Raw genomic sequence first — 20032 nt, 5'->3', positions numbered from 1 at the left:
ATACGTCTGTTTGTTCTGTTTTCGGCCACCTTACATAAAGTAGGAAGCTGCTAAGGTGTTAATATAATGAATTGGCAATGGTGGTTTAAAAATGGAAAGGGACAGGTACTATTTGATACTTTTATTAAGTACATTCAACTATTTTCTGACAGATAAAGGACCAGGGGATAAGGGTTAAAAGACTCTGGAGGGCCTATTTCATTGGAATAATTACGCTTCTATTCGACAAAATTTACTTGCATGTACTTAGACGGGCCGCCGGTACCAGTCTGGTAATGGTGGCAGAATCGAAGGGATGGGGTGAAGCCATATGCGCCTCCTGAAGGTCATTTTCATTCTAATAATTTGTAGCCAGGCAGTGAATATATACCTCCAGGTAAGCATCAAATTAGCAGCTTTTAGGCTGCGATGACTTAAACCAGTACTTTAATATAACCCTTTCCGCAACTAAGCAGCAGTAAAAGACGTGAGATAGCATTTAGGGAGCGCCATTTCATTCAGGTAATTTATCTATGGGGCAGACAGTTAAAAAGCAAACCTGCCGCGCCAGGGATTAAACTGAAACAGCAGGTCTGTTCTAAATTTTTAAGAAATTGCCAGCGTGGAAGTCACGGATTACTGGCCATAATAGGAGTCGGGGCCGTGTTTGCGCTCGTAGTGCTTCCGGATAAGGGAATCCTGCAGGCGGGGTACGCTTGGCCGGATCTGCTCTGTCAGGTAAGCCATACGGGCTACTTCCTCCACCACCGCACTGTTGTATACGGCCTTTTCTGGTGTTTTGCCCCAGGTAAAGGGGGCGTGGTTTCCTACCAGCACCATCTCCATCTCCTCGTAGCTCATGCCTTTTGCTTCCAGGGCGTTCATGATCTGGAAACCGGTTTGGTACTCATAGTCTCCCTGAATCATCTCGTCGTTCATGGGCGGCGCACAGGGTATGTCGAAGGTGTTATGGTCCGCGTGGGTGGTTCCGTAAATCGGAATGTCGCGCTGGGCCTGTGCCCAGGCGGTGGCATAGGTAGAGTGCGTGTGCACAATGCCGCCGATTTTCTCCCAGTGCTTGTACAGCACGGCATGGGTTTTGGTGTCAGAAGATGGCCTGAGGCTTCCTTCTACGGTAACGCCGTCGAAGTCCACAATCACCATTTTCTCTGGCGACAAGTCTTCGTAGGGAACGCCGCTTGGCTTAATGGCAAAAACCCCCAGATCGCGGTTGGCGGCACTCACGTTGCCGAACGTAAAAAGCACCAGACCCAGTTTGGGCAGCTGCATATTGGCCTGGTAGGCAGCTTCTTTAATATCCTGATATTTATCCATTGGTTTAATTATCTTACAGCCTCTTCTTGCGTATCTGAAACCTCTTCTGGTTTTGAGTTGATGGTTTGCTGCTCTATGGCATTTCCGAGCTCCGTGAATTTGCGGAATCGTTTGGCATAAATGGCGGCACGGGCGGCATCAGGGGTATACTCTGCATCAAAACCCTGGCCCATCGCATCCATGGCGTCTTCAACGCTGGCGTAGATGCCTGCCACCGTGGCGGCAAACATGGCGGCTCCTATTGCGCAGGTCTGCTCCGAACGGTGTATCCGGATCGGCATGTTGATGACATCAGCCATCATCTGCATGATAAAGGGCGACTTGCGGGCCACGCCACCCAAACCAATCAGACCTTTCACAGGAACCCCCTGCTCAATAAAGCGATCCACAATTTTTTTGGCTCCAAAACAGGTTGCCTCCACCAGCGCCCTGAACACGCGGGGCGCATCGCTGCCTAAACCAAGACCGGCAATGGCGCCTTTCAGCATCTGGTTCGCATCTGGCGTGCGCCTGCCGTTAAACCAGTCGAGGGCAAACTCGCTGTTCTCGGTTAGCGGTAAGGCGGCTGCCTGGTCGCTCAGGGTTGGTAACACTTTGTCTGATATTTCATCTACCAGGGCCCTGGCTGTTTCCGCATCCACTACGTTGGAGTCGGTTAGCAGATTTTGCAGCGGCCACATGACCAGCCGCTTAAACCAGGCATACGTATCGCCGAAGGCGGATTGGCCGGCTTCCAGGCCCAGCATGCCAGGTATCACAGATCCTGTTACCTGCCCGCAGATGCCATTAACCAGGGTGCCTTCCATATCCTGCAACGGCGCTACTACCATGTCGCAGGTGGAGGTGCCCATTACCTTGCTCACATAGTAAGGTTCTATCTGACCACCAACTGCCCCCATGTGGGCATCAAAGGCACCAACGCCTACCACTACCTCTGTTGTAAGGCCAAGGCGCTCTGCCCATTCGGGGCTCAGGGTGCCTGCCGCTACGTCAGAAGAATAGGTGTCTTCAAAAAGTCTTTCTCTGAAGCCTTTCAGGAGTGGATCGAGTGTGGCAAAGAATTCTTCAGGAGGTAAACCGCCGAATTCGGCTGCCCACAGGGCTTTATGCCCGGCAGCGCAAACGCTGCGCTTCATCTGCGATACGTCTGTTCCACCTGTCAGCAGGAACGGAATCCAGTCGCAGTGCTCTACCCAGGAGTAGGCTTTCTGGCGTACCTGCTCATCAACCCGCAGCACGTGCAGCAGCTTCGACCAGAACCACTCCGAGGAGTAGATGCCGCCCACGAACTGCAGGTAGTTGGTGTCGAACTTAGTGGCGTGCTGGTTAATTTCTGCGGCCTCGTGCACGCCGGTATGATCTTTCCAGAGCACGAACATAGCGTTTGGATTATTCTCGAAGCCTGGGAGCAGCGCCAGCGGCGTGCCGGCTTTATCTACGGCTACAGGGGTGGAGCCAGTCGTGTCGACAGAAATGCCTTTTACCGCCTGGGCGATGGCGGGGTCTCCGGCTTTGGCCAAGCAATCTGTTATGGTGTGCTCGAGGCCTTCCATATAATCCAGCGGATGCTGACGGAACTGGTTTTCGGCAGGCTCACAAAAATCGCCTGCTTTCCAGCGGGGATAGTAGTATACTGAAGAAGAAATCTCCTGGCCGCTGGCAGCGTTTACCAGTACGGAGCGCACAGAATCTGAGCCGTAATCTACTCCGATAACATATGATTCTTTATTCAAGGCTATAAAATTTAATTTTGTGTCAAAATAACACTTATAAATATTAAATAAAAGCTTTATCTAACTAATTCTGGTCAGTTAAGCGTAGTTTCGTTGATCAGAAACTTGTCTGGCTTTGGGATGAAGTTTAGAAATGCCTGAAAATCATCCAAATACCTGTTCTGGTCCAGCTTATAGTAGAAGGCGCCTTTTTTTGAGCTTTCTTTGTCTTTGTCGGCTTGTTTTATGAGCAGGCCTGTCGACAAAAGTTTGCGGCTGAAGTTCCGTTTGTCGAGGGTGGTATCGTAGAGGCCTTCATAGAGTGCCTGCAACTGCGGGATGGTGAATTTCTCTGGCAGCAGTTCGAACAGGATAGGATGGAAGGCTGCCTTATAGCGAAGGCTGTTCTTGGCCAATTCCACCATCTTCTCATGGTCGAAGATAAGGTGTGGCATCTCTTTGAGTGGAAACCACTCGGCATGGTATTCTTTGCTTAGCTGCTTCTCATACTTATGAATGTCAATGAGTGCTACAAAAGCCACGGCTATTGTTCTTTCAACCGGGTCGCGGTCAGGACTGCTAAAGGCCTGCAACTGCTCCATGTACACATTCTCCAGACCGGTGAGTTGTTTCAGAATTCGGTTGGCAGCCTGCTCCAGCGTTTCATCCGGACGAATAAACCCTCCCATCAGGCTCCATTTGGCGCGTTCGGGAGCAAAGCCGCGCTGCACCAGGAGTAGTTTGTAGTTCTCCCCATCGAAGCCAAAAATTATGCAGTCAACAGCTACCAGTATGCGGGTCTGGCCAGAATATTTAATCATTATATAGGCTTTGTATTGTTTGCTTCTGCTATATTGAAAAAAATATGCGTAAACTCAAATTTTTCAAATACTTCTGTTGATTATTCAGAAATTTTATCAGTAAATCTTTGATTTATATATTAATAACTACCGTTCGTGCAGCCCTTGGTCGCCTAGCTCTTTGAAAGGTTCTTTTCCGAAGCTTAATTTCCTGTTACTGAATCTGTTCCCTGTTTGCTGGCTTTATTGGTCGGTGCCGACCCTTTAGCATGGTATTTATGTTCGGTTGTGCAACAGGTCATGCCTGGGTTAAAACCGCCTGATTAAAAATTGAATATTCTCTTCCTCCAGTCGTTTGTCAAGAGCCCACGAAAGATCCTGCCACAGGAAAAAAGATCACGGGAGGATGTTAAGGCTTCTGAGAAGCTGCTAACCACTTCTTCTGTTACTTCTTGTATACGCTATATAGCGATTTGCGGCTATGCCCGGTTTCTCTGAAGCTTTTCGGAATGTAGGAGGCGGCGCCTGGGCCTATTTGTATTGCTTAAAAAAACACTGATGGAAGCAATTCTTTATAGTAAGGTTCCTGTAGACTTAGCAGGAAATGCTTTAAAGTATCATATTAGATATGGATAGGCAAAAGATTGTATATTAAGGAACTGTAAGTATGTAGTAGCTCAAAAGGAAGGACACCTGGCCGCGTGGTTTATGAAGCACCATGCCTCCGGCAAAGTATGTTCTACAGAGCAAGCCACCTGCAAGTGAGTTAACTTGTCCGGCAGGCCGGGGTCTGTAGCAGCCGCATGCCAGTAAATGGGGCCAGGTTGGCTGCTCTGATCTTTCAGCCAACCTAAAGGCTTGCCCGTACGATACATATACAGAACAAAAGACAACCGAATGATGACAGCTCCCCAATCGCCAACGCTCCTTTACGTTACCAACCCCATGTGTGCCTGGTGCTACGGTTTTACGCCGGTTATGCGGCGGCTCAAGGCGCTGTGGCATAACCGGCTGCAGGTGAAAGTGCTTATCGGCGATTTGCAGGCCTATGCCACGGAGCCTCTACAGCCAGAAGAAAAAGAGCGGCTGGCCGTGAGCTGGCACCGGGTACAGCAGCGCGCACCTCTTCCCTTCGATTTCAGGTTCTTTCTTCAAAAGCATTATGTCTACAACACGGAGCCTGCCTGCAGGGCGCTTCTGTCGGCAAGACTTCTCCGGCCCGTGCTCACTCTGGAAGTGCTCAGAGCCATGCATTCTGCTTTTTATGCCGACGGGCTCGACCTTACCAAGCCCTACAACCTGGCCAAAGTGATGCGGCTTTTCGGTATTTCTGAAAATCTGTTTTATACCTTATTTGAGTCGGAGGCCATCATGGAGCAACTGGAGCAGGAGTTTCAGTATGTGGAGCGCATAGGGGCCTCCAACTTCCCGAGCGTTTTCCTGGATGGGCCGCAAGGGCCGGAACTGCTGGTAAAAGGTTTTTGTGAACTGGATGTGCTGGAAGATAAACTAATGCAGCACCTGGAGAGACGCGCCTGACGCTGCAGCGGGTTCTCCCTGTTTCTCTTAATGCCTGCCTTTAGTCTGTTCTCCTGTCGCTTTCACCTGAAAAACTTCCTCCTTATTTTTTTTGCGGTTAATGGCCTGTTGGCTTTCTGTTCAGCAGGTGCGGCTTTTTCCTATCTTCCAGGGCGACTAAAAAGCAATTATTCTAATCAAAAGGGCCCTTCGGGTACCTCGTCCTGCTGCTTCTCCTGCTCCTGCTCCTGCTGGCAGGCTTTAAGGAGTGGCAACCTTCGTTCTTCTTGCCGGTAGTAAAATTAAGAGATGTTTTGCAAGTGCCAGGTTTGTTGCCTGTTACCACACCGGTGAGAATTTTATTTAGCTTTCCGGCAGCAAGAAAAGGGAGCGTATGTTTGTTAAATATTAGCAAATAATTATATTTAGAGAATTATTTTAACTCTTTTTTGCTAAGCAAAACAGTTTATGAGGACCAAGACCACACCAAACCAGGTAGATCATTACCTGGACTCGCTGCAGCCCGAAAAGCAAACACTGGCAATCGAAGTACGACGTATCATTCAATCCGCTGTGCCTCACTTAGAGGAAACCTTCCGCTGGGACAACCCCTGTTATTTTTTTTACGGGCCTGTCTGCTATTTTGCCTCTTCACGCAACTGCCTGCACCTGGGTTTTTTCAGAGGGGCAGAACTCGCTGACCCGGCTAAACGCCTGGTGAGCAGAAACGGAGGTTTCCCGCATATCATTTTAAGATCTCCCGACGATATCGATCCGGATTATTTTGAAGAGCTTATCCGGCAGGCTGTTTCCCTTAATCAAAACTGACAGGTAAGCCATAGCATCCGGTCAGGCAGTATAACTGCGCGGGGACTAGTGCATTTGCCCCTGCTACATGGCCGCTGGCATTTGCTGCTTCACATGGTCGGTTTCCTGCTGAGGCAGGTCTTGCGGCATAAGCGTCTGCTTGCTTCCGGCTTAAAGTCCAGAGGCGCGGGTCATTCTCCGGCTTCGCCTGTCGCAGCTTTTACAGCGGCTCGTTCCACCTTGCCAAGATCATTTGCCGCAGCGTTCCTGGCGGCAGGATTTTAAGGTTTTGCCTCAGTCTGAAGGCCTTTTCGCATATATAGGCCGTGACAAAACTTATCGGAACGCAACATTTGATTAGTTCAGATTATGAAAAAATCTTGGGTCTAATGTCCTGTGTCCTGTAGTAAGTGGCCTTACAAATTCGATTTCCGGGATAAAGTCGCCGGCTATAATGCCGGTGCAGAGGAGCAGGGGTATTCGCCGGCAGGCCGGGCAGACAAGTTCATAACTCCCTCCAGTACTGCCGCCCCGGCATCACCGGGCGGGTGCAGCATGTCCAAACGCTCATCCCGGCTGCTTTCCTTTTTAAGCTACAAGCTATTGCGTCGCTCACGGTAATACCGCTGTAAGCACGGGTGCGGGATTTCGGAAGATATGGGAAGCACCTGTAACAGATCCTACAAAGGATGAAACTTATTTTTGGCCAAAGCGGGTTAAATCTTCAATTTTGCGCTGTTGCGCGTTAGGCCACAGGTGAGGCAGTACCGCTAAAAGAATGGATCGAGTGCAGCAGCATGCTCCGGAGGGGTGTTTTGATTAGAATAATCGGTGTAGCGAGCGGCCAGAGGCATTTTTTAATACAAAAAAGCCAGCATCGTCACTTTCCGGCATATTATTTGGCCCCGCTTCCGGAATTTCAAATAACTTATTTTCACCGAAGGTCAGGTATTCGCATGTCTTTTTACAAACAATTTTCGTTTTGCGACTGTATTGGATTAGAGCTTCGCCAAATTAGAAAGGCTGGCAGATTTGCTTTCTGGCAGCTTCAAAAGCACTCCACCTTTCTAAAAATCAGGTTGGAGGAGCACCTGGGGAAGGAAAGCCTTCGGCATTTTAGAAATAGGCAGAAAAGTGTTCGGTTCTCAGGCCATCTCGGGCCGACCGGTTTCCCTGTTTCGGTTTCCTAGTCAGGTACCTGCATTCTAATAAAGAAGTAAATTATTTTTCAGAAATATACGTCAACCCACCTACATGAAAATACTGCTGATAGAGGACGAACCCAAAGTGGCATCATTTATTAAGAAAGGGCTCGAAGAGCAAGCTTATGAAGTAGACCTGGCCTATGATGGATTTTTTGGGGTGAAGCTGGCCCTGCAGCACGAATATGACCTGGTGATCCTGGACTTGATACTGCCCAATGTGAGTGGCCTGGATATTTGCCGCCAGATCCGGAAACAGAATAACATCGTCTCGATCCTGATGCTGACGGCGCTGGGCACGACCGATGACAAAATTGTGGGGCTCGATGCAGGCGCTGACGATTACCTGACCAAGCCTTTTGAGTTTAAGGAGCTGCTGGCACGCATCAGGGCCCTGAACAGGCGCTCCAGCGACGTGGCACCCGCCGAAAAGCTGCTGGTAGGCGACCTGGAAATGGACATGGTAAAAAAGACCGTGACCCGGTCCGGGCAGCAGATAACGCTTACGGCCCGTGAGTTTTCGCTGCTATACTACCTGCTGCGCAACAAGGGCAGGGTGGTGTCGAGGGTCGATATAGTGGAGAACGTATGGGAGACCTCCTTCGATACCGGCAGCAACGTGATAGATGTGTACATTAATTTTCTGCGCAAGAAGATTGACAAGAATTTCTCCAACAAGCTTATTCATACCATGGTGGGGATGGGGTACGTGCTAAAAGATGAGAGTGCAGCATGAAGATCAGAACCAAACTAACGCTGCAGTTTTCGGCCATATTTGCTTTTATACTGCTGCTGTTCTCTCTGGTTATTTACTACTTTAACTCGCTGTACCGGAAAGACGATTTTTATGAGCGGATAGAGCGACGTGCCCATATTATAGCCAATTATGTGCTGGATGCCGATGAAGTGGACCAGAAGACCCAGCGCAGGAACCAGATCAGGTATTACCAGGAGCTGCCTTATGAGGTGGTGAGGGTTTTCAAAATGAACGGCGAACTGGTTTTTGCCGATGGCGAAGAACAGCTAGAAGTTAGCCCGCAGATCCTGGAAAAAATCAGGGTCAATGGCCGGCACAACTACGAGCAGGGGGCACGGCAGCTGGTGGGCATTACCTTTGCCGACAATGAAGGCGACTTTATTGTACTGGCCTCGTCTGTAGATGCCTATAACCTGGTAAAGATGCAGTACCTCAAGTATATACTGATAGGAGGGTGGTTTGGCTCCCTGGTAGTGGTGCTGCTGGCCGGCTGGGCATTTGCAAAAGAGGCGCTCCGGCCAATTACCAAAGTGGTGAGCGAAGTGGAGAAGATCAGCGTCTCGGAGCTGAATACCCGCTTAACCAATGCCGATGGCAGAGATGAAGTGTCGCAACTGGCCCAGACCTTTAACAATATGCTGAACAGGCTGGAGCGGGCTTTCGAAATGCAGCGTACGTTTGTGTCTAATGCCTCGCATGAGCTCCGGACCCCCCTAACCACTATGATCGGCGAGCTGGAGGTAGCCCTGATGAGCGACCGTGACAAAGAGGAGTATAAGCGGGTACTGCATTCAATCCTGGAAGATGCACGCCTGCTGACCGAGCTGTCGAACGGGCTGCTGCAGATTGCCCAGGCCAGTATAGATTCTTCCAAGATCAAGAAATCATTTCTGCGCTTCGACGAACTGGTGTGGCAGGCCCACGACCAGGCCCTGAAACGCAATTCGCGCGCAAAGTTCGATATCAACTTCAATAATTTTCCTGATGAGGAAGACCGCCTGGTTGTAAAAGGAAATGAGGCGCTCCTGCTGATCGCCATTTTAAATGTGCTGGAGAATGCCGTGAAGTTCTCTCCTGAAGGGCATCCGATTGAAGTACTCATCTCTGTTACCAAACGCGACGTGTTGCTGAAGGTGAAGGACAAAGGGCTTGGAATTGCCGAGGCAGACTTGCGGAATGTTTTTGTACCTTTTTTCAGGGCAGGCAACGTGCGAAATATTATAGGGCATGGTATTGGGCTGCCGCTTACAGAACGGATTCTGAAACTGCATGCAGGCAATATTACCGTTTCCTCCAGAATAAACCAGGGCACTGAGGTGACCCTATCTCTCCCACAGGCCTACGCCTTTATTCCGGATAAGGACAAATTGTGAATTTAATTTCATTTTAATCTCCTTTTAATTTCGGTTTAATCTGTCAGAATTACTTTTGGCTAAATAGAAAATCAGACTCTATTGTTTTTTTAATAGTAGAAAATTGATAAAAAATTTAGCTTATCTAATTAATTCATGAGAGATCAACCAAACAAACCCAATTACCTGGCACATCTTGCAAAGGATATTCCTGCCGGGCTTGTCGTCTTTTTTGTAGCCCTGCCGCTTTGTCTGGGAATATCTCTGGCCTCAGGAGCCCCATTGTTTGCGGGTATAGTGACGGGTATAGTGGGAGGGGTGCTGGTATCCTGGCTCAGCGGTTCACAGCTTAGCGTAAGTGGGCCGGCGGCTGGCTTAACTGTCATTGTGCTCAACGGCATTGCCACGTTAGGCTCCTACGAGGCTTTTCTGATGGCCGTGGTCCTGGCCGGTGTGCTGCAGTTGGTGCTCGGCTTTATCAAAGCCGGCGTTATCGGACTTTATTTCCCTTCTTCTGTTATCAAAGGGATGCTAGCCGCCATTGGTCTTATCCTGATCCTGAAGCAGATCCCTCACTTTATGGGAGCTGACGAAGACTTTTTCGGCGAAATGAATTTTCTTCAGCCAGATGGCCGCAACACTTTTTCAGGCATAAGCTATGCTTTCTCCACCATCCAGGTGGGGGCGCTGCTGATAGGTTTTATCTCGCTGATGATCATCCTGCTTTGGGATAATCCAAAAATTAAAAGCCATAAAATTCTGAGTTTTGTACCGGGGGCTCTTTTAGCCGTTGTAGCCTCCATCCTTGTTAATTTACTTTTTATCAGTTACTTCCCGGAGCTGGCTGTTTCGGCATCGCATCTGGTAAACCTGCCTGTTATAGATGGTTTTAACGGCCTGGTAAATGAGCTTACGTTTATGAGCTTCGATCAGCTTGCCAACCCGTCTTTATATATAGTGGCCTTTACCATTGCCATTGTGGCCAGCCTCGAAACCCTGCTCAGCGTGGAGGCTATCGACAAGCTTGACCCGCACAAGCGGCGTACGCCTAACAACCGTGAACTGAAAGCACAGGGTGTCGGCAATATTGTGGCAGGGCTCCTGGGCGGCCTGCCAATGACAGCTGTTATCGTACGCGGTTCTACCAACGTTTCGGCCGGGGCACAGACCAAGGTGTCGGCTTTTGTGCATGGTTTGTTCCTGGCCTTGTCGGTACTGATCTTAGCCCAGTTTATGAACCTGATCCCGCTGTCGGCCCTGGCAGCAGTGCTCCTGGTTGTAGGCTTTAAGCTTACTAAGCCTATCCTGTACAGGACACAGTTTAAGTTGGGCCACGAGCAGTTCATTCCTTTTATTGTAACAGTTCTGGCTATACTTTTCACAGACCTACTGGTTGGGATTTGTATCGGCCTTTCTGTTGGCATATTCTTCATTCTGAAAGCAAACTATATCTCTCCATACTTCTTCCACAAAGAAGCGCATAAGGACAAGGATATCATCCGGATTAAGCTTAGCGAGCACGTGTCATTTCTGAACAAGGCCAGTATCGTGCTCACCCTGGAGCGGCTGCCAAATAACAGCCATGTGATTATTGACGGTGGCAATTCTGAGTACATAGATTACGACGTGCTGGAGGCAATCCAGAACTTCAAAGAGTCAGCGAAAGAGCGTAACATTTTTGTGGAAGTTATTCATGTAGATGAAGTGCCTGTTACGCATATGCATTAGTAAACTAAATTCTAATCGAATATAAAGCCATTATGGAGAGAATTCTCAAGAATAACAAAGAGTGGGTTGCGACCAAGCGAAAGGAAGACCCGGAGTATTTCAACAAGCTTTTTAAAGGGCAGGAACCCCGGTATTTATTTATCGGCTGCTCTGATAGCCGTGTGCCGGCAAACGAAATTTCTGGGACCGGCCCTGGCGAGATGTTCGTGCACCGCAACATAGCCAATATGGTGGTGCATACAGATGTGAACATGCTCTCTGTATTACAATATGCCGTAGAGGTTCTGAAAGTTAAAGTAATAATAGTTTGCGGCCATTATGGCTGTGGCGGGGTGGCGGCTGCCGCCAGCAACAAGCAATTCGGCCTTATCGACAACTGGCTCCGTAACATCAAAGATGTGATGAGGTTGCATGAAGCCGAAATAATGGACATTTCTGATGAGACGGCGCGTCACCGCCGGCTTGTTGAGCTGAACGTGATTGAGCAGGTCCATAATTTATCCAAAACCTCTATTATTCAGAATGCGCTTCAATCGGAAGATCCGCCACGGCTATACGGTTTGGTATACGACCTGAGGGAAGGGTATCTGAAAGATCTGGGTGTGAAGGTCGACGCATTTAAGGGTTTTGATCGTATTTACAACATCTGTGAGGCCACAGGTGTAAAAACCGCTTAGCCTGTCCTGCTCTTTTAAGACAAATTTTTAAGCCACCTGAAGAAAGGTCCTTGCGGCAATAGCAGCAAGGACCTTCTTTTTGGCGGGTGCGGAGTTCTCCTAAAAATTAGGAGCAAATTATTTGAATAAAAACTGGCCTCCGGAGCTATAACAGGCTACCGCTGTTGATAGGTGAGGTGTTTCAATTGGTTGATATTTTTCTTGACTAAGAAACTGCCGGGCTGGTTTCGGGGCAATTTTTCAGATCAGGATGCCCATTGAGCGAGAACTCCTGCTGCTAAAGAACAGGCAGTTAAACCTGCAAGTGGCAATGGCGCATACAAAAAGGCCGGCTGCCATTGCAGCCGGCCTTTTTAATAACTAGAAATAATCTCTCTGATGTGCCTGCATTTTATTTAAACAGGTTTTCAGAGGTCTTATCTGGTTGGAGCCTACCACTCATAGTCTCTGCGGGAAGAAGAGCCGTAAGAGTAGGGAGGTCCGCTATAGGTGTTGCTAGTGGTCGATCTGCCTGACCGGTAGGAGCGGGAGTCATTATCCCAGTCGCGGTCCTGCTCACGATCGCGCATTTCATCCATTCTTCTTCTTCTTTCTGCTTCTTCGTCTCCGAACCAAGATCTAACTTCATCACCTGCCCGGTCAAAGAATCCTCTGTCGTCGTCATGATGTCTGTTTCTATCCCAGTCATCGCTGCTTCTGCTTCTGTCCCAGCTTCTGTTGCTGTCGCCTAAATGCCTGCTGCCAGAACCGTAGCTGCTGCCAGTGCCATAGCTGCTGCCGGAGCCATAATTGCTGGTTCCGTAGTTACGGTCATATCCGGATGATGAACCGGTGCCATACCTGTTGCCGTAGGAGGAGCCAGTGCCATAAGAGCCGGAGGTGCGGTTATATGAGCTTCTGTTATAGTTATTGTCGTCGTCGTCGGTCAGCCTATCCCAGGCGTTAGACGCTTTGTTCTTGGTTCTTTCCCAGGAGTTCTCTATACTGTCGCCGGCACGATCCCAACTGCTGCGGTTGCTGTCGCGGTTCTGGTCATAGCGATTAGAGCTCCAGTTGTCGCTGTTGCGTGACCCCTGAGAGCGCTGGCTGCTGCCTGAACCATACCCGGAGCCATAATTGGAACCTCCATAGCTAGAGGAACCGGATCTGGAGCTTTGATCGTAGCTGCCAGGCGAATTGCCGTATGTAGAGGTGCCGCCATAGCCAGACGAGGCATGGTGGTCACGGCCAGATCCCATTTCCCCCGATCCGCTTCTGTCAGCAGAGCTTCTATAGGCATTACGAATTCGGCCGTTAGTCAGGTCAAACTCATCAGAATAATAGTTTCTGGCTGATCCTCTGCTTTGTGAACGAGTGTTTTCATTGTACGGGTTATAACCCGAATCTTCATAGCTTCTCATAGGTATTTGTTTAGGTTTAAAAAATCAATAATAACTTGTCGTAAAAAAAACCTTTCAACGACAAGTTTTTTTTACGGTGTAAACATCTTAAAGTTATTAAATTACAGCGCGATGCCATTTTCCGGAAGGCTTGTACCAGGTTAAATTAGGTGCCCCTGTTCCTTGTTTTGTACAGGCAATCAGATACCTTTGTCTCCAGCCTCAAAGTCAGTAGTTATATTTTGCAGCTAGTTGTAAAACAGGAGGTTAAATAATAAATATGCTAAGGTGAAAAGTAAAAGCAGGGCTGCCACCGCTTGGTCTGGCAGAAATGGATTTTTTTGTTCAGGGCGCCTGCCGGACCTTTTTCTAAGATATTCTAATCCCCGCTGAACTACTGGCGCGCAGGGCCATCGAACCGGCTCCGCATTTTATGTGTTTTTTGGAATGAATTGCGGACAGTGAATGTTTAGACATCAACAAACACAGGCCGCGATGCCTCAGAATAGAAGAAGTTGCCTGCCAGCTTTTGGTGTTCCTTCTTTACACCCGATGCTGTTTAGCCAAAGTAGCGTCAGCAATCTGACGAATTATAGTTTTATATCAATACCTTTTAGCCAACCTTTATGAAATTGAATACCTTAATGGCCTCTCTTGCTGCCATTCTGATGTTATCTTCCTGTGAGGATATTTTTGAAGACAGTTCCTTGCCAGATGGCTCTAAGCCTGATATCAGAATTGCCTCGCCTACAGCCAACCGCAGTTACCTGGTAGAGCATGGATTTCCGGTGAAATTAACGGTAGTGGACAAAGACCAGATTAAGAGCCTCACAATTGTGGTAAAGGGGAGCAATGGTGAGCCGGCCCTTGTCAACATCGTTAAAACTCCCGATGTAAAAGTGCTGGAGCTCGACACGCTGATTCACCAGCCATCCTTTGTGCCCGGCACTTACCTGCTGGAGGTCACTGCCACAGATTCAAGGACTAATATCTTCACCAAGGAAGTTAGCTTCAATATGAAAGATAAGTAAGCCCCTATCGCTCTCTGCTTGATAGGGCGGCATGAGGTACTCTTATGTTTCCTGTAAGCCAGGGTAACAAATTGGTGATACCCTGGCTTACTGAACAGCAGCAGAATCCTCTGGAGGGGCATTTTGATTAGCATAATTCAGGCCAGCAATAGCCAAAGTTAAGATATGCTTATCCGAACTGGTATACCACCTGTCCGTTTTCGTTTAGGGTGAGGGCGGCATCGAACGGTTCGCCGGTTTTGGCAGAAGTGAAGCCTTTTATGACCCCGGTTTTTCCTTTTAACAGGAGCATTCCAATTTGCTTCTCCGTCAGCTGTTTGCCACCCATCTCGAACGGTACTGTAAAGTGGCAGCCTTCCCTGAAACGGCTGCAGCCATAAGCGGCTTTGCCTTTCAGCAGGCGCCCTTGTTTGCAGCGCGGGCACTGCGCAAACGGATCCGGCGCCTCTGTTGCCTCCACTTTTTCCACCTCTATTTGCTGTGAGCTGTTTAGTACCAGGTTCGCATTAAACCGTTCGCCGCTTTCTCTTTTAAACCCTTTTATCAGGCCGGACTTTCCTTTTGCCAGCAAGCTGGAAACCTGCTTATCGGTGAGTTGCTTTCCGAAATGCGCTATGGGGATCAGGAACCGGCAGCCTTCCCTGAACCTGATGCAGCCGTAGGCTTTGGAGCCTTTTACGATGTGCCCTTGCTGGCAGGCAGGGCAGGAGCCAAGTCCTGCGGTAGCAGCAGCAGCTGTTGTTTTCGCGGCTTTCGGTTTCGCCTCTTTTTTGCCTTCTGCCGCCTTGCCTGCTTTTGCTGACGGGGCGGCTTGTTCCTGGGGCTCCAGTGTTACGGTGGCCTTGTCGTATTTTACTTCCTGCACCAGCGCCACTACAAACTGCTGCAGCTCCTGCAAAAAGGCATCGGAGGCAAAGGTGCCACTCTCAATCTGCCGAAGCTTGCGCTCCCATTGCCCCGTCATTTCCGCCGACTTCAGTGTCTGGTTCGGGATCACACCAATCAGGTCGATGCCCATCTGGGTCGGCACAATTTTCTTTTTGTCTTTGCGGATGTACTGGCGCTTAAACAGCGTTTCAATTATGGCGGCGCGGGTGGAGGGGCGGCCAATGCCGTTCTCCTTCAGTGCCTCTTTCAGTTCATCGTCCTCCACCTGGCGGCCGGCTGTTTCCATGGCGCGCAGCAGGGTGGCCTCGGTATATTCTTTCGGCGGGTTCGTCATCTTCTTGTCGAGCAGCGGGGCGTGGGGACCGTGTTCTCCTTTCTCGAAGTGTGGCAGCACACCGGCTGTCTCTTCCTCGTCTTTTGCCTCGCCCTCTTTGGCGGCTGGCTCCGCCTTGGTCGGGTCGTCGGCTCCGTAAATCACGCGCCAGCCTGGCTCCAGTATCTGTTTCCCCTTCACCCGAAATGCATAGCCGGCCGACTCTGCCAGCACCGTGGTATTGCTCACAATACAATCGGGGTAGAAAGCGGCAATAAACCGGCGCGTAATAATGTCATACACGTTTGCCTCGCGGTCGTAGAGGTTACCTGCCGCCGCACCGGTTGGTATGATGGCGTGGTGGTCGGTTACTTTGTTGTTGTTGAATACTTTCTTTGATTTCCTGATTTTGGCGGCCAGCAAGGGAGCCACTTCGCTTTGGTAGTTAGACAGGCCTTGCAGGATGCCCGGAATCTTTGGGTAAATATCGTCGGGTAGGAAAACCGTGTCAACGCGCGGGTACGACACTACTTTTTTCTCGTACAGGCTTTGCACCGTCTTCAGTGTCTCGTCGGCCGACAGTCCGATTTTGTTGTTGCACTCGATCTGCAGCGATGTCAGGTCGAAAAGTTTGGGCGGGCTCTCGGTGCCTTTTTTTATCTCGACATCGGTAATGGTCAGTTCCGCCTCCTGAATGGCAGCCAGTATCTGCTGCGCCTCTTCTTCTTTCTGAAAACGGCCGTTGGTGCTGGAGAAAGTGGTGTCGCGGTAAATGGTCTTCAGTTCCCAGTAGGGCTGCGGCACAAAGTTCTGAATCTCGTGATGGCGGTTCACGATCATGGCCAGGGTTGGGGTCTGCACCCGCCCGATGGAGAGCGTCTGCCTGCCCTGCGCATATTTCAGCGTAAAGAGGCGCGTGGCGTTCAGGCCCAAGAGCCAGTCGCCGATGGCCCTGCTTTTGCCGGCCTGGTAGAGCAGGTCAAACTCAGAGCCCTCGCGGAGCTTGGCAAAGCCTTCCCGGATGGCATCCTCGGTCAGCGACGATATCCAGAGCCGTTTGAAAGGTCTACGGAATTTGGCCTCTGTCAGCACCCAGCGCTGTATCACTTCTCCTTCCTGGCCCGCATCCCCGCAGTTTATTACCTCCTCGGCCTGGTCGAGCAGTTTCTGAATTACCTTGAACTGCTGCTCGATGCCTTTGTCCTTCATGAGCTTGATGCCGTAGCGCTCCGGCAGCATGGGCAGGTCGTACAGGCTCCAGCGTTTCCATTCGGGTCGGTAGTCGTCTGGTTCGCGCAACTGGCAGAAATGCCCGAAGGTCCAGGTAACCTGGTAGCCGTTGCCTTCAAAATAGCCGTCTTTCCTGGTTTTGGCACCAATCACGTTGGCAATCTCTCGGGCTACACTTGGTTTCTCAGCGATACAAACTTTCAAAGTTCCGGGTTTTAGACATGTTAGAACATTCAAATTTACTTTATTCTCTGCTCATTTCCGAGGCGGGCCAGGCAGGGCCAGAGGAGTAGGAATTGCTAAAGATTAGAAAATTCCCGTAAACGGGTCTACCTTTGTCGGCTTGTTAAAAACCAATATACTTATAATGCCATGAAAGTCAGCGGATTTACTTTTGTGCGAAATGCATTGAAGTTCGACTACCCCATCGTGGAAGCAATACAATCGATACTGCCCCTATGCGATGAGGTGGTTGTGGCGGTAGGAAATTCTGAAGATGAAACGTTGCGCCTCATCCAAAATATCAAATCCGATAAAATCCGGATAATTGAAACAGTCTGGGATGATTCTTTACGGGAAGGTGGACGCGTGCTGGCGGTGGAAACAGATAAAGCATTTGCTGCCATTTCACCAGACTCAGACTGGGCTTTTTACATTCAGGGCGATGAGGTTTTGCACGAAGATGATGTAGAGGTGATCAGAGATGCCATGTTTGCCTATAAGAACGATCTACGCGTAGACGGGCTTCTTTTTAATTATAAACATTTCTATGGGTCCTATGACTACGTAGGGGAGTCATCCAGCTGGTATCGGAAAGAAATAAGAATTATTCGGAACAAGAAGAATATTTATTCCTACCGCGATGCACAAGGCTTTAGAAAAGACAATGGTAAAAAACTGCAGGTAAAGCCGATCAGGGCAAGTATTTATCATTATGGGTGGGTTCGGGACCCACGGGCAATGCAGCACAAGCAGGAATCTTTCCAAAAACTCTGGCATCCTGATGAATGGGTGGAGAAGAACGTGGCAAAAGCAGAAGAATTTGATTATTCCGGAATTGATGCCTTAGGTGTTTTTTCCGGGACTCATCCTGCTGTGATGCACCAGAGAATACAGAACAAAAACTGGAAGTTTGATTATGATGTGAGCAGAAAATCATTCTCCTTTAAAGACCGCATAAGAATATTGGTTGAGAAGGTTACCGGCTACAGACTTTGGGAATACAGGAATTACAAAATTATGTAAGCCTGCCAAAGACTGGTTTCTAAAAATCCAAAATTTGGACTTATATAATTATTCAAGGGGAATTGAAGCAGTTTTGAAACTTAGTATTTGTATTATTGGTATATTCTAAATATACCAATATCTGAACCGGTTTAAAACTATGAAAATGAAATACTGCTGTGGTAAGCCCTCAGCTGTAATGGTGGCCTTCTTCCTGTTATTATTTACTTCCTGCGACATGTTCGAGTATAGCCCCTATGAGGTAAGGCTGCAACCCGAAGACCGGAAAATAAACGAGCAGCACATCGCCCGCATTCAAAATTTAAAGATTTCACCAGCCGACACCCTCCGAGTTGCCCTTACAGCCGACACGCAGGGCTTTTATGCTGATAACGATGACATGGTAAACCACCTGAACCGCCGCCACGATGTTGCCTTTGTATTGCACGGAGGCGACATTACAGACTATGGCCTCCTGAAGGAGTTCGGTTGGGTGCACCGCAGCTTAAAACGCCTGGCTGTGCCGTATGTGGCCGTAATCGGCAATCACGACGCCGTTGGCAACGGGCAGCAGGTGTACAAAGCGATGTTCGGAGAGTTTGATTTCACCTTTTCGGTGGCTGGCAATAAATTTATTTTTCTGAACACCAATTACCTGGAGTTCGATCAGCAGGCCCCAGACCTGAACTGGCTGGAAGAGCAACTGCAGGATCGGGAGTCTTATACCAATGTGTTTGTAGTATCTCACATTCCGCCCAACAGCCCAGAGTTTGGAGCACATAACAAGGAGCGTTACCAGCATCTTCTGAAAAAGTACAACGTCAGCCTATCGATACACGGGCATACGCATTCCTATGATTATTATAAGCTGGAGGAAGAAGGGATAAACCACCTGAATGTAGCCTCCACCGATAACCGGGAGTATATGGTGATGCAGATCGTAGGGGATAAATACCAGTTGGAGCGCATCCACTTTTAAGCACCGATTTCATGTATCAGAGTCTTCTTTTAATTTGCTTTTGCCTGCTTTGCCTGGCACCTGGTGCCATAGCGCAGGAGGAGGTAGATTACAGCCGCGAGGGTTTTAAGTCGGCGTGGTATGTGCCAGATGGTGCCGTGTTGCAGCATGCAGGCAACATGGGCATGTTCGCCATGGGCCCTCACTACACAACCCATACCAGGCGGGTGGCGGCAGAGTTGCTATTCGGGTTTTTGCCCAGGTTCCAGGCTGAACGCAACCAGTACCTGATAACCCTGAAACCGCTGTACCAGCCATTCCGGATCGGCCTGAAGTCGGGGCACAGCATAACCCCTTTGCGGGCAGGAATCGGCCTGAGCTACCACTTCGGAGATCAGTACAGCTTGGCGTGGCACGAGAAGTACCCAAAAGGGTATTACTGGTGGTCCACAAGGCTGCGGATTCTGGGGTATGCCGGATCCTCTTTCAATTTCAGACTTAAGGACCAGACAAAGCTAATAAAAGAATTGTGCTTGTATAGCGAGCTAGGGACATACGACCTGGTGCTGACCTCGCTTATTAAAGAAAAAGGGCTTCGGCCCTGGGACATCCTGAATCTGTCGGTTGGGGTTCGGGTGAGTTTTTAACATTAAACAGCGCACAGTATGCCTTCAACAGGAAAAGCAATAGTCCTTATTGGAGTTATAATTATCGTAATCGGGCTGGTCGTGTGGCTGGCCGGCGATAAGTTCAGCTGGTTTGGGCAATTGCCAGGCGACATCAGGGTGGAGCGCAAGAATTTCCGCTTTTTCGCCCCGATCACGAGCATGATTCTGATCAGTGTCTTGTTATCGCTGCTGCTGTGGGTTATCAGGCGGATTTTTTAAGAGGTGAAGCTGTTCTGATCAAACCTGTGGCCCTAATGCTGCAGCAGAAAAAAAGTCTCCGGAGGGCCTTTTTTATTAGAATAATTTGGCCCCGGCCTGGCCTAATATGACAACTAAATGATAGCCTGCCCCTTCAGCTGCTCATAATAATTATTGGTTTTTATAAGCGTAGCTGGCTAACTTGCCACGGTCAAGGGCTTTACGGTTACACCTCCGGGCAGGCTTCCCGGCTTCAGGTATAAAGGGAGGAGGTAA

At 49.2% G+C, this 20032-nt stretch carries 16 protein-coding genes; 11 read left to right on the top strand and 5 right to left on the bottom strand.

Features of this window, described 5'->3' with window-relative positions; all coding sequences use genetic code 11:
* Window positions 1–615: 615 nt before the first annotated feature.
* From FJM74_RS05475 to FJM74_RS05465, 3 genes are all read right to left on the bottom strand, one after another.
* Window positions 616–1314 carry an L-ribulose-5-phosphate 4-epimerase gene (locus FJM74_RS05475; protein WP_187261564.1) on the bottom strand — a complete coding sequence of 233 codons (699 nt, stop codon included), beginning with the start codon at window positions 1312–1314 and terminating at the stop codon, window positions 616–618.
* Between the two features lie 8 nt (window positions 1315–1322).
* A complete protein-coding gene (locus FJM74_RS05470) occupies window positions 1323–3047 on the bottom strand; it encodes a ribulokinase (protein WP_187261563.1) in 1725 nt (574 codons plus the stop codon).
* Between the two features lie 74 nt (window positions 3048–3121).
* The gene (locus tag FJM74_RS05465; protein ID WP_187261562.1) at window positions 3122–3847 is read right to left on the bottom strand and encodes an NUDIX hydrolase; all 726 of its coding nucleotides are present in this window, start codon (window positions 3845–3847) and stop codon (window positions 3122–3124) included.
* An 876-nt stretch (window positions 3848–4723) separates the two neighbouring features.
* Between FJM74_RS05465 and FJM74_RS05460 the strand changes: the two genes are divergently transcribed.
* The 6 genes from FJM74_RS05460 (at window position 4724) to FJM74_RS05435 (ending at window position 11867) form a co-directional block, all read left to right on the top strand.
* Window positions 4724–5365, top strand: coding sequence for a DsbA family protein (locus FJM74_RS05460; protein ID WP_187261561.1), 642 nt, complete (start codon window positions 4724–4726; stop codon window positions 5363–5365).
* A gap of 447 nt (window positions 5366–5812) precedes the next feature.
* The gene (locus FJM74_RS05455; protein ID WP_187261560.1) at window positions 5813–6172 is read left to right on the top strand and encodes a DUF1801 domain-containing protein; all 360 of its coding nucleotides are present in this window, start codon (window positions 5813–5815) and stop codon (window positions 6170–6172) included.
* 1233 nt (window positions 6173–7405) lie between these two features.
* On the top strand, window positions 7406–8089 hold the full coding sequence (locus tag FJM74_RS05450) for a response regulator (RefSeq protein WP_187261559.1): 684 nt from the start codon (window positions 7406–7408) through the stop codon (window positions 8087–8089).
* Window positions 8086–9483: a HAMP domain-containing sensor histidine kinase gene (locus tag FJM74_RS05445; RefSeq protein ID WP_187261558.1), complete on the top strand. Its 1398-nt coding sequence runs from the start codon at window positions 8086–8088 to the stop codon at window positions 9481–9483. Before FJM74_RS05450 ends, FJM74_RS05445 begins: the two co-directional genes overlap by 4 nt.
* Before the next feature lie 135 nt (window positions 9484–9618).
* The gene (locus FJM74_RS05440; protein ID WP_187261557.1) at window positions 9619–11190 is read left to right on the top strand and encodes a SulP family inorganic anion transporter; all 1572 of its coding nucleotides are present in this window, start codon (window positions 9619–9621) and stop codon (window positions 11188–11190) included.
* Between the two features lie 32 nt (window positions 11191–11222).
* Window positions 11223–11867, top strand: coding sequence for a carbonic anhydrase (locus FJM74_RS05435; RefSeq protein WP_187261556.1), 645 nt, complete (start codon window positions 11223–11225; stop codon window positions 11865–11867).
* A gap of 431 nt (window positions 11868–12298) precedes the next feature.
* Here the strand turns inward: FJM74_RS05435 and FJM74_RS05430 are convergent, their stop codons facing one another.
* Window positions 12299–13267, bottom strand: a complete 969-nt coding sequence (locus FJM74_RS05430) for an SWFGD domain-containing protein (RefSeq protein ID WP_187261555.1) — start codon at window positions 13265–13267, stop codon at window positions 12299–12301.
* A 605-nt stretch (window positions 13268–13872) separates the two neighbouring features.
* On the opposite strand from FJM74_RS05430, the gene FJM74_RS05425 reads away from it, so the two are divergent.
* Complete coding sequence (locus FJM74_RS05425) at window positions 13873–14277, top strand: hypothetical protein (protein WP_187261554.1); 405 nt, start codon at window positions 13873–13875, stop codon at window positions 14275–14277.
* Between the two features lie 169 nt (window positions 14278–14446).
* Here FJM74_RS05425 and FJM74_RS05420 read toward each other — a convergent pair whose 3' ends face one another.
* Entirely contained in the window at window positions 14447–16912 is a 2466-nt protein-coding gene (locus FJM74_RS05420; RefSeq protein ID WP_187261553.1) for a type IA DNA topoisomerase, read from the bottom strand.
* A gap of 168 nt (window positions 16913–17080) precedes the next feature.
* Here FJM74_RS05420 and FJM74_RS05415 point away from each other — a divergent pair, with 168 nt between their 5' ends.
* The 4 genes from FJM74_RS05415 (at window position 17081) to FJM74_RS05400 (ending at window position 19777) form a co-directional block, all read left to right on the top strand.
* Entirely contained in the window at window positions 17081–17953 is an 873-nt protein-coding gene (locus FJM74_RS05415) for a glycosyltransferase family protein (protein WP_187261552.1), read from the top strand.
* 139 nt (window positions 17954–18092) lie between these two features.
* A complete protein-coding gene (locus tag FJM74_RS05410) occupies window positions 18093–18911 on the top strand; it encodes a metallophosphoesterase family protein (protein ID WP_187261551.1) in 819 nt (272 codons plus the stop codon).
* Window positions 18912–18922: 11 nt separating this feature from the next.
* The gene (locus FJM74_RS05405; protein ID WP_187261550.1) at window positions 18923–19537 is read left to right on the top strand and encodes a hypothetical protein; all 615 of its coding nucleotides are present in this window, start codon (window positions 18923–18925) and stop codon (window positions 19535–19537) included.
* A gap of 18 nt (window positions 19538–19555) precedes the next feature.
* On the top strand, window positions 19556–19777 hold the full coding sequence (locus tag FJM74_RS05400) for a DUF2905 domain-containing protein (protein WP_187261549.1): 222 nt from the start codon (window positions 19556–19558) through the stop codon (window positions 19775–19777).
* The last annotated feature ends 255 nt before the right edge of the window (window positions 19778–20032 follow it).

It is taken from the genome of Pontibacter beigongshangensis (genome assembly GCF_014332515.1).
Taxonomy (GTDB): domain Bacteria; phylum Bacteroidota; class Bacteroidia; order Cytophagales; family Hymenobacteraceae; genus Pontibacter; species Pontibacter beigongshangensis.
Note: the sequence above shows the minus strand (reverse complement) of the source record. Positions and strands in the feature narration are given on the sequence as shown.

Coding starts and splice junctions, on each gene's coding strand:
- FJM74_RS05475 (WP_187261564.1), bottom strand. CDS start 1,314: ATGGATAAATATCAGGATATTAAAGAAGCTGCCTACCAGGCCAATATG.
- FJM74_RS05465 (WP_187261562.1), bottom strand. CDS start 3,847: ATGATTAAATATTCTGGCCAGACCCGCATACTGGTAGCTGTTGACTGC.
- FJM74_RS05460 (WP_187261561.1), top strand. CDS start 4,724: ATGATGACAGCTCCCCAATCGCCAACGCTCCTTTACGTTACCAACCCC.
- FJM74_RS05455 (WP_187261560.1), top strand. CDS start 5,813: ATGAGGACCAAGACCACACCAAACCAGGTAGATCATTACCTGGACTCG.
- FJM74_RS05450 (WP_187261559.1), top strand. CDS start 7,406: ATGAAAATACTGCTGATAGAGGACGAACCCAAAGTGGCATCATTTATT.
- FJM74_RS05445 (WP_187261558.1), top strand. CDS start 8,086: ATGAAGATCAGAACCAAACTAACGCTGCAGTTTTCGGCCATATTTGCT.
- FJM74_RS05440 (WP_187261557.1), top strand. CDS start 9,619: ATGAGAGATCAACCAAACAAACCCAATTACCTGGCACATCTTGCAAAG.
- FJM74_RS05435 (WP_187261556.1), top strand. CDS start 11,223: ATGGAGAGAATTCTCAAGAATAACAAAGAGTGGGTTGCGACCAAGCGA.
- FJM74_RS05430 (WP_187261555.1), bottom strand. CDS start 13,267: ATGAGAAGCTATGAAGATTCGGGTTATAACCCGTACAATGAAAACACT.
- FJM74_RS05425 (WP_187261554.1), top strand. CDS start 13,873: ATGAAATTGAATACCTTAATGGCCTCTCTTGCTGCCATTCTGATGTTA.
- FJM74_RS05415 (WP_187261552.1), top strand. CDS start 17,081: ATGAAAGTCAGCGGATTTACTTTTGTGCGAAATGCATTGAAGTTCGAC.
- FJM74_RS05410 (WP_187261551.1), top strand. CDS start 18,093: ATGAAAATGAAATACTGCTGTGGTAAGCCCTCAGCTGTAATGGTGGCC.
- FJM74_RS05405 (WP_187261550.1), top strand. CDS start 18,923: ATGTATCAGAGTCTTCTTTTAATTTGCTTTTGCCTGCTTTGCCTGGCA.
- FJM74_RS05400 (WP_187261549.1), top strand. CDS start 19,556: ATGCCTTCAACAGGAAAAGCAATAGTCCTTATTGGAGTTATAATTATC.